The organism is Halomonas sp. A29 (genome assembly GCF_046723295.1).
GTDB lineage: Bacteria > Pseudomonadota > Gammaproteobacteria > Pseudomonadales > Halomonadaceae > Halomonas.
Window position 1 is genome coordinate 324,225 of sequence record NZ_JAXQPR010000005.1, and the last position, 14,044, is coordinate 338,268.

Consider the following 14,044-nt stretch of genomic DNA (forward strand, 5'->3'; position numbering starts at 1 on the left):
GCGGAACGGCAACGACGACGCCCGCCTCGATGAGGCGGGCGTCGTGTCATGCCGGTGCTGCTCTCAGGGCAACAGTATGGTCGAGCCGGTGGTCTTGCGGCTGGCCAGGGCATCCTGAGCCTTGCCGGCGTCGGCCAGGGCGAAGCGCTGACCGATGTCGACCGTGACCTTGCCGCTGCCCAGCAGGTCGAACAGATCGCGGCACATCATCTCCAGCCGTTCGCGGGTGTCGGCATAGCCGTTGAGGCTGGGACGGGTCACGAATAGCGAGCCCTTCTGGTTGAGGATGCCGAGATTGACCCCATCGACCGGTCCCGAGGCGTTGCCGAAGCTGACCATCAGCGAACGCGGCTTGAGGCAGTCCAGCGAGGTGATCCAGGTGTCCTTGCCCACCGAGTCGTAGACCACGTCGCACATCTCGCCGTTGGTCAGCTCGCGCACCCGCTCGACCACGTTCTCGCGGGTGTAGTCGATGGTCTCCCAGGCGCCGTTGGCCTTGGCCAGCGTCGCCTTCTCCTCCGAGCTAACGGTGCCGATCAGCTTCACGCCCAGCGCCTTGGCCCACTGGCAGGCGATGGAGCCCACCCCGCCGGCGGCGGCATGCCACAGGATCGTCTCGCCGCCCTCGAGCGGGCAGGTCTGGCGCAGCAGGTACTGAACAGTCAGCCCTTTGAGCATGCTGGCCGCAGCGGTTTCCGCCTCGATGCCGTCAGGCAGCACTACGACCTTGTCCGCTGGCAGCACATGATATTCGGCGTAGGCGCCGAGCGGCCCCTGGGCATAGGCGACCCGGTCGCCCTCCTTCAGATGCTTCACGCCTTCGCCGACGGCGTCGACCACGCCGGCCCCCTCGGTGCCGAGCCCCGACGGTAGCCCAGGGGCGGGATAGAGGCCGGTGCGGAAATAGATGTCGATGAAGTTGAGCCCGACGGCCTCATTCCTGACCCGAACCTCGCCGGCAGCAGGATCGACTGGCGTCACGTCGACGAACTCAAGCACCTCGGAGCCGCCGGTACGAGCAAACTGGATGCGCTTGGCCATGTCATTTTCCTTTGTTCACTAACGATAGATGTGCACCATCCAACCGCTGTTCGCGTATGCGGTCAAGGGTGGCACCACCAGCGGCGCTCAGCCGGGGAACGCCGCCAGCCGGTCGACGAAAAGGGCCTTCTCCTGCTCGAAGAAGCGCGGATCGTGCTTGAAGCGCCGTAGCACCGCCTCGTCATCGAAGCCCAGCGGCGGTTCCAGCTCGTTCACGCCACGCGCCGGATGATGCGGCGAGAGACCTACGCGCTGCCCGCCGGGGGCCGCGAACCAGCGCTCGATACCGCAGCGGCGAAAGAACGCTTCTTCGTCCTGGTCCACTGCATCGACCCTCAGCGGCGCCTTCTGGGCCAGCTCGCGAATCAAGCGGCGCAGGCTCTCGCGATCGCCACCGGGCGAGGCATGCAGCCGCAGCACCATGCCAGAGCCCGACGAATCGAGTGCCAGCAGCGCCAGCGCACCGGGCCTGCCCTGGTCGTCCACCAGCGCCCAGAGCCGCGCGGCCTCTTGGGAAAACAGCACCTGCCGTGTGCCGGTAAACGTGACCAACGGCGATAGACCCGCTTCCCTTCCATAGATGTCGGCGCACAGGCGGGCAAGCCAGGCATCACGCTGCTCGTCCCGCTCGGGGGTCATCACCTTCATGCCTTGCCTCATTGCTTTATTCAAAGGCGCAAGACTAGCATAGTCGCGCCCGATACCATGCGCGTCCCGAGCGGATCGCTATCTTGTCATCGACATCCGGTAGATTTGGCCAAGACTCGATTGGAGATCACGCATGACCTCACCGCATCCAGCCATTGCACTGCCCAGACTGATCGCTCATCGCGGGCTCTCCGCCCACGCCCCGGAAAATACGTTGACGGCCGTGAGAGCCGCGCACGAGGCGGGTTATCAGTGGGTGGAACTCGACGTCCAGTTGCTCGGCGACGGCACGCCGGTGATCTGGCACGATGCCACGCTCAAGCGCTGTTCCGATGGGCATGGCAGGCTCGCCACGCTGGATCTCGCCACGGTGCGCAAGCTCGATGTCGGCGCCTGGTTCGGCGACGGTTTTCGCGGCGAGCGCATGGCCACGCTGAGCGAAATGCTGGACTTGTTGGTGAAGCTGGACATGGGCGTCAACATGGAACTCAAGGTGACCAGCAAGCGCAGCGGCACCGAACTGGCAGAAGTGGTGGTCCCTCGCCTGCTCGAGGCCCTGCCACCGGAACGGTTGATCCTCTCCTCCTTCGACCAGCCCGCTCTGCGACACGCGCGCACTCTGGCCGATGCTTCCTTGCTGCCCATCGGCATACTGACCGAGAGCGTGCCGGAAAAGTGGCGAACCCGCTGTGAGGCGCTGGATGCCTACAGCATCCATACCGACTGGACGCGGCTCACTGCGCGCCGTGCCCGTGAGATCAAGGCCGCCGGCTATCGCCTGCTGTGCTATACCCCCAACGACCCGGCAGCCTTCGCCAACCGCTGGTCCTGGGGAGTGGACAGTGCGATCAGCGACGACCCGGCCCTGTTTACCGGCATTGCTCCGCCACCCGCCCAGCAGTAAGCGGCAGTCAGCCACAATTCAGGTAAACATACCGAGGCGCCACTGTTGCGACAGCTGCTTCAATATACGCAGCCCGGCAACGCTATTGCCGTGCTCGTTCAGCGCCGGGCCAATCACGCCGAGCCCCATGCGGTCGGGAACCACGGCCAGGATCGCGCCGGATACGCCGCTCTTCGATGGTACACCCACCTCGATGGCGTAACGCCCAGACTGGTCGTACATGCCGGTGGTGAACATCAACGTCAGCACGAGGCTTACCGTCTCCTCTCCGATAAGCCTCTCGCCACTCTCGGGGTCCTTGCCGCGATTGGCCAGCACTGCGGCCATGCGTGCCAGGTCGAGGCAATTCACCTCGATGGACGTTTGTTTCAGGTAAGGAACGAGCAAGTCCTCTTCGGAGCCTTCGAGTACGTCGTGACTGCGCATGAAATAGAACAGCGCACGGTTGAGGTCCTGGTCCTCTGCCTCGAACATGGCTGGGTCATAGTCAAGCGACGGATTGCCCGCCAGGCGGCGAAAGAAGTCACGCAGCCGGGCAAAACGCTCCTCACCGTCACGCCCTTTGATCATGGCGGTAGTGACGATGGCGCCGGCATTGATCATTGGGTTTGAAGGAACGCCTACCTCGCCCTCCTCCAGGGTGGCCATGGAGTGGTACGGATCACCAGAAGGCTCCATGCCTACGCGCTCGAACAACACCTCGGCGCCGACATCCTCCAGCGCCAGAGCGAGCGTGAGTGCCTTGGAAACGCTCTCCAGCGGAAACCTCTGCTCGACACAACCGGCCTGAGCGAGGCTTCCCTCGGCACCCATCACGGCAATGCCGACCCGTTCCCGGTCAGCTTCGCCCTCCTCGGTAAAGGAGGGCCTTTCATTTTCATGGCGATACTCTCGATCCCGTGCCAAGGTCTCGCTTAAGTACTCGCTCATCATCTTGTCGATGCCTTCCATGATTGACCTCGCCTTTCCTGGCTTACTCTAGTCTTGGCTTATCCTAGGGCGACCTCGGGGTATACCCAGCACATCTCTACCCACTCGCCAGTGCGCTGCTTGATGGCCTAGGGTTAGAGAGGACTCGTTACCAAGGCTAGTCGGCCCACAGGAGATGAAGCAATGGAACTGCTGGATCGCATTACGGACTATCTGATCGACAACGAACTCAAGCTCGCCACCGCCGAGTCGTGTACTGCCGGGCTCATCGTTTCCGAACTGGCGCGGGTGCCGGGAAGCGGCCAGAGCATCGACTGTGGTCTTGGCGTCTACTCGCCCCAGTCCAAGAACCGTTACCTCGGCGTCAGTTTCGACACCATAGAGCGCTACGGACTGACCAGCGAAGCCGTGGCCACCGAGATGGCCGCTGGCGCCTTGAACAACAACGACGCCGACGTGGCTCTGGCCAATACCGGCATTGCCGGCCCCAACCCCGGTGACGACGATACGCCCATCGGCACCGTGTGCTTCGCCTGGGCATTCCGCCACAACGGCGACCATCATCACTACTGCGAAACTCGCCGCTTCGACGGCGAACGCAATGAAGTGCGCCTAGCCGCGGCCCACTACGCACTGGAACGCCTGCCCCATTACCATCGATTGTGTCTCGAGAGCACAACGGAGGCGGCGGAAGAAACACGCTCACGCCAGGCCATGCAGCGCGCCATCGGCGTGCAGCTTCAGGCCAAGGCCGATATCGAAGCCCGGCATGAAATCGAACGGCGTCGCGACTTTCTCTGCAACGTCATGCAGGAAAGCGGACAGACGACGCTGGTGCTGGGGATCAGCGGCGGCGTCGACTCCACGGTCGCCGGCCGCCTGGCCCAGCTGGCCGTGGAGCAGCGGCGCAAACAGGGTGAGCAGGCCATCTTCATCGCCATGCGCCTGCCCTACGGCGTGCAGCAGGACGCCGACGATGCCGACAAGGCGCTGGCCTTCATCCAGCCTGACGAAGTGCTCGATGTGAACATACAGGGCGCCAGCGATGCGCTGCTGCAATCGCTGGAAAGCGGCGGCCTGACCTTCGAAGACGCCGGCCAGCGCGACTTCGTACTGGGCAATGTCAAGGCGCGCCAGCGCATGGTGGCCCAGTACGCCGTGGCCGGTACTCGCAGTGGCCTGGTCATCGGCACCGACCAGGCCGCCGAGGCGTTGATGGGCTTTTTTACCAAGTACGGCGATGGGGCCTGTGACGTCGCACCCCTGACCGGCCTGACCAAGCGCCAGGTGCGCCTGCTTGGCCAACATCTCGGTGCCCCGGAAGAGCTGGTGAACAAGGCACCCACCGCCGATCTCGAATCGCTCGCACCACAGAAGCTCGACGAGGTGGCCCTTGGTGTCACTTACGAGGAGATCGACGACTTCCTGGAGAACCGGGACGTGTCCGAGCGTGCTTTCGGTACCATCCTCACCACCTACCGTCGCACCGAGCACAAGCGCCAGTTGCCAATTGCTCCAGACTGAATATCTACCTCATTCCCAAAAGAAAAACGGGCCGACACTCAGGTGTCGGCCCGTATGCCAAGCAGCTCACAGCCCTAGTAGCCGTTCGATGGCCGGCATGTCCAGGTGCGCTTCCAGGCAGTCGGCCAGCCGATCGAGTTCCTGCTGCCGATGGGCCTGGTAATCCACCGCAGCACCCTGTACGTCGAGTCCACAGCTGGCCAACAGTGCCGCACACGCCTCGGGGCGGTCGAACAGGCCATGCAGGTAGGTGCCCATGACCTGGCCATCGGGGCTAACACTGCCGTCAGGCCTCCCCTCCAGCTCGCACAAGGGGCGCTCCAGGGCAGCCCCCTCGCTCACACCGTTATGAATCTCGTAGCCGCTGATCGGCACGCCTTCGGGTAGCAAGCGCCCACTCACGTTGCGCAGCTGCTTGCCCGCTATCATGTGGGTCTCGACATCGAGCAGGCCGAGCCCCGGCGTCGAGCCGGCAGGTCCCTCGAGGCCATCCGGGTCGTGCACCGCCCGCCCCAGCATCTGGAAGCCACCGCAGATGCCCAGCACCTTGCCGCCGTAGCGCAAATGGCGCTTTATCACCGCTTCCCAGCCCTGAGCACGCAGCCAGGCGAGGTCGCTGCGGGTGCTCTTGCTGCCGGGCAGGATGATCAGGTCGGCGTGAGGAATCGACTGGCCTGGTCCAATCCGATTCGGCCCGATAAAGCTGAGCTCGACCTGTGGATGCAGGCGCAGCGGGTCGAAGTCGTTGTGATTGCTGATGCGCGGCAGCGCCGGCACTAACACCTTGAGGGTATCCCCCTGCCCCACCCGGCCGCTGCGGCCGATGCTGTCCTCGGCGTCGAGCAATAATCCCTGCAGATAGGGCAGCGTGCCATATACCGGCTTACCGGTACGCTCTACCAGCCATTCGAGGCCCGGCTCGAGCAGGGCGATATCGCCGCGGAAGCGGTTGACGATGAAGCCACGGGTACGTGAGCGCTCGCTCTCGCTGAGCAACTCCAGGGTGCCGACCAACTGGGCGAAGACGCCGCCGCGGTCGATATCGCCCACCAGCACGACCGGGCAATCCACCATCTCGGCGAATCCCATGTTGGCGATGTCGTTCTGGCGCAGGTTGATCTCGGCAGGACTGCCCGCCCCCTCGGCAATGATCACATCGAAGCGCGACGACAGCGACTGCCAGGCCGCCAGCACGCTCTCCCGCGCGGTGCGCTTGTAGGCGTGGTAATCCAGCGCGTCCATGTGGCCGTGCACCCGGCCACGCAAGATCACCTGAGCGCCGCGGTCGCTCTCCGGCTTGAGCAGCACCGGGTTCATGTCGCTGTGGGGCTCGACACCTGCCGCCAGCGCCTGCAGCGCCGTAGAGCGACCGATCTCGCCGCCGTCCACCGTCACCGCACTGTTCAGCGCCATGTTCTGCGGCTTGAATGGCGCCACCGACACGCCCCGCCGCGCCAATACCCGGCACAGCCCAGCCACCACCGTGCTCTTGCCGGCATCCGAGGTGGTGCCCTGGATCATCAGGGTGGTCATGGCCGGTCCACCTCGCCCAGTGCCTCTTGTAGCGCTTCATCCACCAGGGCGTGTCCCCAGCCATTGCCATGCACCAGCTCCGCCAGGGGAAGGCGCTGACGCCAACCTTTACGTGCCAGCTCGGGTTGCTCCAGGAACTCGCTGACATAGCCCAGGCACAGGTACGCCAGGGGATAGACCCTTTCCGGCAAGCCCAGCACCTCCGCCAGTTCTCCCTGGTCGAGGATACTGACCCAACCCACCCCGATGCCCTCGGCGCGGGCCGCCAGCCACAGGTTCTGGATCGCCAGGCAGGTGCTGAACAGATCCGTGTCGACGATGCTGTTGCGCCCCAGCACATGCTCGCCGCCTCGTGCCCTGTCGCAGGTGATGCACAGGTTGAGGGGGCTCTCCAGGATGCCCTCAAGCTTGAGGCGTCGATACAACTGCCCGCGTTCACCGTCGTGGTTTTCGGCCGCTCTGGCGTTCTCCCGCTCGAAGATGCCATGCACCCCACGCCGCACCTCGAGGCTGTCGATCAGCAGGAAGTCCCAGGGCTGCATGAAGCCCACCGACGGCGCGTGATGGGCAGCCTCCAGCAGGCGTACCAGCACCTCGTGCGGAATTGGGTCCGGCAGGAACTGGGCACGCACATCCCGACGCTCAAAGATGGCGCGATAGAGGCCGGCCCGTTGCGCCTCCGGGAAAGCGTGATCTGGAATCACAATTCAATACCCTTCTGCGCCTTTATCCCCTGCTCCTTGAAGGCGTGCTTGACCACGCGCATCTCGGTGACGGTGTCGGCCAGCTCGACTAGCGCCTCCGGGGCGTGGCGGCCGGTGACCACCACGTGCTGCATCGCGGGGCGAGCCTGGAGGTCGTCGAGTACACGGTCTAGATTCAGATATTCATGGCGCAGGGCAATATTGAGCTCGTCGAGCAGCACCAGGTCGAAGCTGGCGTCGGCCAGCATCCGGCTGGCCTCGGCCCAGGCGGCCTCGGCGGCCTGGACATCGCGCTCGCGGTCCTGGGTGTCCCAAGTGTAGCCCTCGCCCATCACGTGGTATTCCACTCCAGGTTGCCGGCGAAAGAACGCCTCCTCGCCGGTCTGGAACTTGCCCTTGATGAACTGCACCACGCCTACCTTCATGCCGTGGCCCAGGGCCCTCGCCAGCATGCCGAAGCCGGAGCTGCTCTTGCCCTTGCCGGGCCCGGTGAGCACCAGCAGCACCCCCTGTTCCTTGTCGGCACGGGCGATGCGCTCGTTCATGATCGCCTGCTTGTGGGCCATGCGCTCGGCATGACGCTGCGGATCGACGTGCTTCATTTCACACTCCTTTGGTATCGGTAGGGCTGTTCGATTGGCTCGGCGTCAGCGGCTTGCGGGCCAACAAGTAGACATCCATGATCCAGCCATGCCGCTCGCGCAGGGCGGCACGGTGCTCGACGATCGCTGCGGCCACGTCCACCAGCCAGCCGTGGATCAGGCTCTGTTTCTCCATGCCGAGGTAGGCGCCCCACCAGATGTAAAGGCCTTCGGGTGGCAGCGACTCGAAGGCCCCGCCGCTGTCGAGCATTACCGCGACGCTCTCGGCATCGCTGAGCCAGCCGCGCTCGCGCAGCCGCCGCCCAGTGGTGATCTGCACCGGTTCGGCCAGCACGTTGAGGGGGATGCGGTGCTCGGCGGTGAGGACCTGCAGGCTGGTAATGCCCGGCACCACACGTATCTCGACCTCTTGCCCCTTGGCGCCCAGGCGCTCGGCGATTCGCAGGCTGCTGTCATACAGCGAGGGATCGCCCCAGATCAGCATGCCGACTCGCCCACCCTGGGGTAGATGGGTCGCCATCAGCGCCGCCCAAACCTCAGCGATTGCTCCGTGCCAGTCGTCCACCGCGCCCAGGTAATCGGCGCGGGAGTCGCGGCGAGGCAGGTCGAACTCCACGATTCGGGCGCGTGACGACGCCTCCAGCAGATTTCGGCACAGCAGTCGGCGCAGGTCGACCAGGTCAGACTTGCCCTCCCCCTTGCGCGGCAGCAGGATCAGGTCCGCCTCGTTGAGCGCCCGCACCGCGGCCAGGGTGACATGCTCGGGATTGCCCGTGCCGATACCGATCAGCGAGAGGTGGATCATGGCTCATTCCTCTTATCGGCCCTCTTGTCGCCGGGTGCGGTGTCGGCAAAGGGCGAGTCCGCCGACTGGGGCCGAAAGCGACGGTCATAGCCGACTGCATAGAGGCTACTCTCCTGGAAGTCCTCGCTGCCCAGCACCGGCCCCACCAGGATCAGTGCCGTGCGCTGCATGGCGTCGTCGACCTGGGAGACCACCGTCGACAAGCGCCCCCGGACCACCCGCTCATCGGGCCAGCTGGCCCGCCAGACGATGGCCACCGGGCAATCGGCGCCGTAGAACGGCATCAGGTCTTCCACCACCTGGGCCAGATTGTGGATGGAAAGGTGAATGGCCAGGGTGGCGCCGGTCCTGGCGAAGTTGGCCAGGGTCTCGCCGTCCGGCATGGCGCTGGCCCGCCCCGGCGTGCGAGTCAGCACGAGGGATTGCGCCTCCCCCGGCAGCGTCAGCTCCTGCCCCAGGGTGGCAGCCGCCGCGGCGAAGGACGGCACGCCTGGGGTAATGGTGTAGGGAATCGCCAGCTCACGCAGCCGGCGCAGCTGCTCGCCCATGGCGGACCACACCGAGAGGTCCCCGGAGTGCAGCCGGGCCACATTCAGGCCCGCGGCATGGGCGCTACGCATTTCGGCGATGATCTCATCGAGCGATAGCGGCGCGGTGTTGACGATACGGGCGCCCGCCGGGCAGTGCTCGAGCAGCTGCTCGGGTACCAGCGAACCCGCATAGAGGCACACGGGAGAGGAGGCGATGAGGTCCCGGCCCCGCAGCGTCAGCAGGTCCGGAGCGCCGGGGCCGGCGCCGATAAAGTGTATCGTCATGGAATATCTCTTTTCGCCACCGCCGCGGTAGCCAGTCGGTCCGCCGAAATCAGCCGGGGCCCGAGCAACTCCGCGCCGGACCCCGCCGCCAACAGGGCAACGGCTTCGGCGACGCTCCCCGTTCCTCGCGCCCGCAAGCTATGTCGGGAGCGCGAAAGGGTAACGGCCGACGGCAGCGCCTCGTCTTCCACGCCGATCACTGGAATGCCTCGGGCGCGTCCCAACTCCTGCACCAGCGGCAACAGCGTGCGCGTGGCGGCCAGCCGGTCGACGCTGCCATGTTGCGCTTCGAGCTGCTCCAACGCATCGATCAGCGAGGCCAGCCGCGCCTCGCGGCGAAAACCTAAACCCGCCACCATTATCGAATCATTCACCACTATCATCGGCTTACCCGCCACTGCACGACGGGGTAGCTGGCCTTCCAGCCCCGCCGCGTGCCGAGGGGCGCGGCGGCCGCGAGCTCCAGGCGCAGCAACTCACCGCCGGCCACCTGCTGCCATTGCGCCAGCAGGGCCTCGGACTCCAGGGTCACCGCATTGGCCACCAGGCGAGCGCCGGCCGGCAGCCGCTGCCACAGCGCCTCCAGCAAGGGTTGCGATAGCCCGCCGCCGATAAAGACCGCATCGGGGGGCTGTTCGCTCAGCGCTTGATCATTGAGTACGTCGAGGGCGCTGCCCTCCACTACCTCGAGCCAGTCGACGCCGAGATCATGGGCATTGCGACGTGCCCGCGCCGCACGCTCAGCGTCACGCTCGAAGGCCACAGCGTGGTTATCCGGGTGGGCCAGCAGCCACTCGATGGCCACCGACCCCGAGCCCGTGCCGATATCCCATAGCCGCTCCCCCGCCCTCGGGGCCAGGGCGGCCAGGGTCAGGGCGCGCACGGCCTGCTTGGTGATCTGGCCATCGTGTTCGAACAGCGCATCCGGCAAGCCAGGGGTCAGCGGCAGAGCCGGCCCGTCTCCGGCCATCTCCAATCCTACGGCGACCGGGTGAGCGATATCGCCTGGCATGGCATCGCCAGCTTGCACGCTACGGACGCGCTCGCGGTCGCCGCCCAGCGCTTCCAGAATGTGCAGCCGGGACTCCGCGAAGCCGAAGCGCTGCAGCAGCTCCACCAGCTCGGCCACCGCTTCGCCGTCACGCACCAGCACCAGCAGGCGCCTACCGCGTTGCAGGTCGGGCCGGATGCGTGTCAGGGGTTGGGCATGCAGGCCTAGGCAGGCGCAGCCCTCCAGCGGCCAGCCCAGTCGCGATACCGCCAGGCTGAAGGTGGAAGATGCCGGCAGTGACGTCCATTCGCCGGGGGCAAGGTGGCGCGTCAGGGTCGTACCGGCCCCGAACCAGAAGGGGTCGCCGGAGACCAGCATCACCACCCGGCGGCCGCGCTCGGCCAGCAGTTGGGGGATGCCATCGGCAAAGGGCACTGGCCATTCGCGCACCTCGGCGACCAGGGGCGGCAGCAGGCGCAGATGGCGTCGGGCGCCGAACACCACTTCGGCGGTGTCCAGCGCTTGCCGGCTTGCCGCCGTCAGGCCCGCTGTGCCACTCTCGCCCCAGCCGAGCAGAGTCAGCCAGGGAGCGTGTTCCTCAGCCATTATGAAAGCCCCAATGAACGTCCTGATTCTGGGAGGCACCACCGAAGCCAGTGCCCTGGCCAACGCGCTGGCCGAGCGTAGGATTCCCGCCCTGTTCAGCTATGCCGGCCGGGTGGCGATACCCAAGGCGCAGCCGCTGCCGACTCGGGTTGGCGGCTTTGGTGGCGTGGAGGGCCTGGCCGCCTTTCTGGCAGATAACCGCATCACTCATCTGGTCGATGCCACCCACCCCTTCGCCGAGCAAATGAGCCGCAACGCCATCGCAGCGGCGAAACAGAGCGGCATCCCTTGCCTCGCCCTGACCCGGCCGCCCTGGGCGCCCCAGGCCGGCGACCGCTGGCAGCGGGTGGCCGGCATCGAGGCCGCGATGGTGGCGCTTTCCGGCCCGCACGAGCGAGTCCTGCTGGCCATCGGGCGCCAGCACCTCGCCGCCTTCGCGGCCCAGCCCCAGCACCACTATCTGCTGCGCCTTGTCGACCGGCCCGATGCGTCGCTGCCCTTGCCGCATCACAGTGTGGTTATCGACCGCGGCCCCTTTACCCTGGAAGGCGACCTGGCCCTGCTGCGGGAGCATGGCATCCAGCGCCTGGTGTGCAAGAACTCCGGCGGCGACGGCGCGGTGGCCAAGCTCACTGCGGCCCGCCAGTTGGGGCTGCCGGTGGTGATGATCGAGCGGCCGGCGCTGCCTTCCCGTCATGAGGTGCACTCCGTCAAGGCAGTGCTGGCCTGGCTCGCTCATGCGCCCGCCCCTGAAACCGAGCGCGGCGTATAAACCCAGGGCGTGCTCTGACGCTCGGCGCTCTCGTCACTTTCGGCGCCTCCGGCATGGCGCTGGATGAGACGCGTCTGGCTGGAGCCCACCATCACCAGGGTGCGCATATCGGCCATCTCCGCCGTGGCCTCGCCCAGCGTGGTGACCGTCAGCTGCTCTTCCGGCGTGGAGACGGCCCGGGCGAACACGATCAAACGCTCCCGCCCGCAAGCCTCTCGTAGTATTTCCAAGACGCGGGCGAACCCCTCCGGCCGTGCCCGGGAGCGGGGGTTGTAGAAGGCCATGGCGAAGTCGGCCTCGGCGGCCAGCCGCAGGCGCTTCTCGATCACCGCCCAAGGCTTGAGGTTGTCGGAGAGGTTGATACAGCAGAAATCGTGCCCCAGCGGCGCCCCCACTCGCGCGCTGGCGGCCAGCATGGCGGAGATACCCGGCAGCACCTGGATATCCAGCGAACGCCACGCCGGCTCCCCCGCCTCCAGCGCCTCGAAGAGGGCCGCGGCCATGGCGAATACGCCGGGGTCGCCCGACGAGACCACCACCACCCGATGGCCATTGGCGGCCAACTGCAGCGCCTGCTCCGCGCGGCGGATCTCCTCACGATTGTCCGAGCCGTGGCGCGTCAGCCCCGGCCGCGGCGCCACCCGCTCGACATAGGGCACGTAGCCCACCACGTCGGTGGCCTCACTCAGAGCGGCGGAGACTTCCGGGGTGATCAGCGCAGCATCGCCCGGACCGAGACCGACCACCTTCAGCCACCCTTCCTCCCCCCACTCAGGATCTCTCATGGCCGCCTCCCGTTGCCATGGATCACCACGATGGAGAAGTAGGGCACGCTGTCGCCGACCTCGCGGAACGGCCGTATCCGCTGCTGCGGCATGGCGGCGTACTCGACCAGCCAGGCCTCCTGCTCCCGGCCGGCCTCGGCCAGCGCGCGCTGCAGCTTGGCCAGGTTGCGACCGATCTTCATCACCACCAGGGCATCGGTCTGGGCGATGCGCTCCACCAGCATCGCCTCCGGCAGGGTGCCCATCAGCACGGTCAGGATGTCGTCGCCCCAGGTCACCGGCCGCCCGGTGGCGGTCCAGGCGGCGGACATGCCGGTGATACCCGGCACCACCGCCACCGGCACCCGCCCTTGCAGGCGGGTATAGAGGTGCATGAAGGAGCCGTAGAAGAACGGGTCGCCCTCGCACAGCACCACCACATCCTGGCCGGCCTCAGCGATCTCGGTCAGCTGGGCGACGTGGCGTTCGTAGAAGGCCGCCAGCAGCTCGTTGTAGCGGGGGTCGTCGAAGGGGATCTCGGTGGTGACCGGGTACTCCATCGGCAGCTCGATGGCATCAGACGCAATCAAGCCTTCCACGATGCTACGGGCATGGCCGGTGCGGCCCCTCTTGCGAAAATAGGCGACATGCGACGCCCCGCGGATCAACCGATCCGCCCTGACGCTCATCAGGTCCTGGCTGCCAGGCCCGAGGCCTACCCCGTGGATGGTTCCTGGCTTCATGATGGCTAGACTCATTCGCTGCGATCCGCCATGGCATTGATGGCGGCCACCGTGACCGCACTGCCGCCGAGTCGCCCCTCGACGACGACGCAGGGCGCCGCGGCGCTCTCCCACAGGGCCTGCTTGGATTCGGCGGCGCCCACGAAACCCACCGGGCAGCCGATGATGGCCGCCGGGCGGGGGCAGGCCGGGTCTTCCAGCATGTTCAACAGGTGGAACAGGGCGGTCGGCGCATTGCCGATTGCCACCACCGCTCCCTCCAGGTGAGGCCGCCACAGCTCCACGGCCGCCGCTGAACGTGTATTGCCCAGCTCCCGGGCCAGGTCGAGCACCCGCTCGTCGTGCAGGGTGCAGAGGATGGCGTTGTCTGCCGGCAGGCGCTTGCGGGTGATGCCCTCGGAGACCATGCGCGCGTCGCACAGGATCGGCGCGCCCCGCTCCAGCGCCGCCCGGGCCCGGTTCACCGCGTCGCCGCGAAAGTGGATATGTGCGGCGAGCTCCACCAAGCCCGCGGCATGGATCATGCGCACGGCCACCGGCTCCTCCTCCGGCGCGAAGCGCGCCAATTCGGCCTCGCGCCGGATGATGGAAAAGGATTCCCGGTAGATGGCCGGACCATCCGTTTCATAGACGTGGGGCATTCGTTTTCTCCAGATACACCA

General features: G+C 66.4%; 16 protein-coding genes. 3 read left to right on the plus strand and 13 right to left on the minus strand.

Features of this window, described 5'->3' with window-relative positions:
* Positions 1-63 precede the first annotated feature (63 nt).
* Together SPH52_RS11895 and SPH52_RS11900 are read right to left on the minus strand one after the other, a co-directional pair.
* Entirely contained in the window at positions 64-1,041 is a 978-nt protein-coding gene (locus SPH52_RS11895) for an NADPH:quinone reductase (protein WP_411795229.1), read from the minus strand.
* A gap of 87 nt (positions 1,042-1,128) precedes the next feature.
* Positions 1,129-1,689 (minus strand): hypothetical protein, encoded by a 561-nt coding sequence (locus SPH52_RS11900; RefSeq protein WP_411795230.1) that lies wholly within the window; start codon positions 1,687-1,689, stop codon positions 1,129-1,131.
* 133 nt (positions 1,690-1,822) lie between these two features.
* Here SPH52_RS11900 and SPH52_RS11905 point away from each other — a divergent pair, with 133 nt between their 5' ends.
* Complete coding sequence (locus tag SPH52_RS11905; protein WP_411795231.1) at positions 1,823-2,593, plus strand: glycerophosphoryl diester phosphodiesterase; 771 nt, start codon at positions 1,823-1,825, stop codon at positions 2,591-2,593.
* Positions 2,594-2,611: 18 nt separating this feature from the next.
* Here the strand turns inward: SPH52_RS11905 and glsA are convergent, their stop codons facing one another.
* Positions 2,612-3,544, minus strand: coding sequence for a glutaminase A (gene glsA / locus SPH52_RS11910; protein WP_411795232.1), 933 nt, complete (start codon positions 3,542-3,544; stop codon positions 2,612-2,614).
* A 162-nt stretch (positions 3,545-3,706) separates the two neighbouring features.
* On the opposite strand from glsA, the gene nadE reads away from it, so the two are divergent.
* Entirely contained in the window at positions 3,707-5,047 is a 1,341-nt protein-coding gene (gene nadE / locus SPH52_RS11915) for an ammonia-dependent NAD(+) synthetase (RefSeq protein WP_411795233.1), read from the plus strand.
* A 66-nt stretch (positions 5,048-5,113) separates the two neighbouring features.
* Here the strand turns inward: nadE and SPH52_RS11920 are convergent, their stop codons facing one another.
* The 7 genes from SPH52_RS11920 to cbiE are packed head-to-tail and all read right to left on the minus strand — an operon-like array spanning position 5,114 to position 11,103.
* Positions 5,114-6,580: a cobyric acid synthase gene (locus SPH52_RS11920; RefSeq protein ID WP_411795234.1), complete on the minus strand. Its 1,467-nt coding sequence runs from the start codon at positions 6,578-6,580 to the stop codon at positions 5,114-5,116.
* Complete coding sequence (bluB, locus tag SPH52_RS11925; protein ID WP_411795235.1) at positions 6,577-7,284, minus strand: 5,6-dimethylbenzimidazole synthase; 708 nt, start codon at positions 7,282-7,284, stop codon at positions 6,577-6,579. The genes SPH52_RS11920 and bluB overlap by 4 nt, the downstream gene beginning before the upstream one ends.
* Positions 7,281-7,886, minus strand: coding sequence for a cob(I)yrinic acid a,c-diamide adenosyltransferase (cobO, locus tag SPH52_RS11930; protein WP_411795236.1), 606 nt, complete (start codon positions 7,884-7,886; stop codon positions 7,281-7,283). The genes bluB and cobO overlap by 4 nt, the downstream gene beginning before the upstream one ends.
* A gap of 1 nt (position 7,887) precedes the next feature.
* Positions 7,888-8,691, minus strand: a complete 804-nt coding sequence (gene cobF, locus SPH52_RS11935) for a precorrin-6A synthase (deacetylating) (protein WP_411795237.1) — start codon at positions 8,689-8,691, stop codon at positions 7,888-7,890.
* A complete protein-coding gene (gene cobM, locus SPH52_RS11940; RefSeq protein ID WP_411795238.1) occupies positions 8,688-9,506 on the minus strand; it encodes a precorrin-4 C(11)-methyltransferase in 819 nt (272 codons plus the stop codon). Before cobM ends, cobF begins: the two co-directional genes overlap by 4 nt.
* Positions 9,503-9,889: a cobalamin biosynthesis protein gene (locus SPH52_RS11945; RefSeq protein WP_411795239.1), complete on the minus strand. Its 387-nt coding sequence runs from the start codon at positions 9,887-9,889 to the stop codon at positions 9,503-9,505. Before SPH52_RS11945 ends, cobM begins: the two co-directional genes overlap by 4 nt.
* A complete protein-coding gene (cbiE, locus tag SPH52_RS11950; protein WP_411795240.1) occupies positions 9,886-11,103 on the minus strand; it encodes a precorrin-6y C5,15-methyltransferase (decarboxylating) subunit CbiE in 1,218 nt (405 codons plus the stop codon). Before cbiE ends, SPH52_RS11945 begins: the two co-directional genes overlap by 4 nt.
* 13 nt (positions 11,104-11,116) lie before the next feature.
* Here cbiE and SPH52_RS11955 point away from each other — a divergent pair, with 13 nt between their 5' ends.
* Positions 11,117-11,875 carry a cobalt-precorrin-6A reductase gene (locus tag SPH52_RS11955; RefSeq protein ID WP_411795241.1) on the plus strand — a complete coding sequence of 253 codons (759 nt, stop codon included), beginning with the start codon at positions 11,117-11,119 and terminating at the stop codon, positions 11,873-11,875.
* On the opposite strand, the gene cobJ is transcribed toward SPH52_RS11955, so the two are convergent.
* From cobJ to SPH52_RS11970, 3 genes are read right to left on the minus strand one after another with little or no spacing between them, the layout of a single operon-like run.
* A complete protein-coding gene (gene cobJ / locus SPH52_RS11960) occupies positions 11,839-12,660 on the minus strand; it encodes a precorrin-3B C(17)-methyltransferase (protein ID WP_411795242.1) in 822 nt (273 codons plus the stop codon). The genes SPH52_RS11955 and cobJ overlap by 37 nt on opposite strands.
* Positions 12,657-13,382 carry a precorrin-2 C(20)-methyltransferase gene (gene cobI, locus SPH52_RS11965; RefSeq protein ID WP_411795243.1) on the minus strand — a complete coding sequence of 242 codons (726 nt, stop codon included), beginning with the start codon at positions 13,380-13,382 and terminating at the stop codon, positions 12,657-12,659. Before cobI ends, cobJ begins: the two co-directional genes overlap by 4 nt.
* Before the next feature lie 11 nt (positions 13,383-13,393).
* Positions 13,394-14,023: a precorrin-8X methylmutase gene (locus SPH52_RS11970; protein ID WP_411795244.1), complete on the minus strand. Its 630-nt coding sequence runs from the start codon at positions 14,021-14,023 to the stop codon at positions 13,394-13,396.
* Between the last annotated feature and the right edge of the window lie 21 nt (positions 14,024-14,044).

Excerpts from the sequence above, each read along its gene's own strand:
- SPH52_RS11945 (WP_411795239.1), bottom strand. The coding sequence starts at position 9,889 with ATGATAGTGGTGAATGATTCGATAATGGTGGCGGGTTTAGGTTTTCGC.
- SPH52_RS11905 (WP_411795231.1), top strand. The coding sequence starts at position 1,823 with ATGACCTCACCGCATCCAGCCATTGCACTGCCCAGACTGATCGCTCAT.
- nadE (WP_411795233.1), top strand. The coding sequence starts at position 3,707 with ATGGAACTGCTGGATCGCATTACGGACTATCTGATCGACAACGAACTC.
- SPH52_RS11970 (WP_411795244.1), bottom strand. The coding sequence starts at position 14,023 with ATGCCCCACGTCTATGAAACGGATGGTCCGGCCATCTACCGGGAATCC.
- SPH52_RS11900 (WP_411795230.1), bottom strand. The coding sequence starts at position 1,689 with ATGAAGGTGATGACCCCCGAGCGGGACGAGCAGCGTGATGCCTGGCTT.
- cbiE (WP_411795240.1), bottom strand. The coding sequence starts at position 11,103 with ATGGCTGAGGAACACGCTCCCTGGCTGACTCTGCTCGGCTGGGGCGAG.
- cobO (WP_411795236.1), bottom strand. The coding sequence starts at position 7,886 with ATGAAGCACGTCGATCCGCAGCGTCATGCCGAGCGCATGGCCCACAAG.
- cobM (WP_411795238.1), bottom strand. The coding sequence starts at position 9,506 with ATGACGATACACTTTATCGGCGCCGGCCCCGGCGCTCCGGACCTGCTG.
- cobF (WP_411795237.1), bottom strand. The coding sequence starts at position 8,691 with ATGATCCACCTCTCGCTGATCGGTATCGGCACGGGCAATCCCGAGCAT.
- cobJ (WP_411795242.1), bottom strand. The coding sequence starts at position 12,660 with ATGAGAGATCCTGAGTGGGGGGAGGAAGGGTGGCTGAAGGTGGTCGGT.
- SPH52_RS11955 (WP_411795241.1), top strand. The coding sequence starts at position 11,117 with ATGAACGTCCTGATTCTGGGAGGCACCACCGAAGCCAGTGCCCTGGCC.
- SPH52_RS11895 (WP_411795229.1), bottom strand. The coding sequence starts at position 1,041 with ATGGCCAAGCGCATCCAGTTTGCTCGTACCGGCGGCTCCGAGGTGCTT.
- glsA (WP_411795232.1), bottom strand. The coding sequence starts at position 3,544 with ATGGAAGGCATCGACAAGATGATGAGCGAGTACTTAAGCGAGACCTTG.
- cobI (WP_411795243.1), bottom strand. The coding sequence starts at position 13,382 with ATGAAGCCAGGAACCATCCACGGGGTAGGCCTCGGGCCTGGCAGCCAG.
- SPH52_RS11920 (WP_411795234.1), bottom strand. The coding sequence starts at position 6,580 with ATGACCACCCTGATGATCCAGGGCACCACCTCGGATGCCGGCAAGAGC.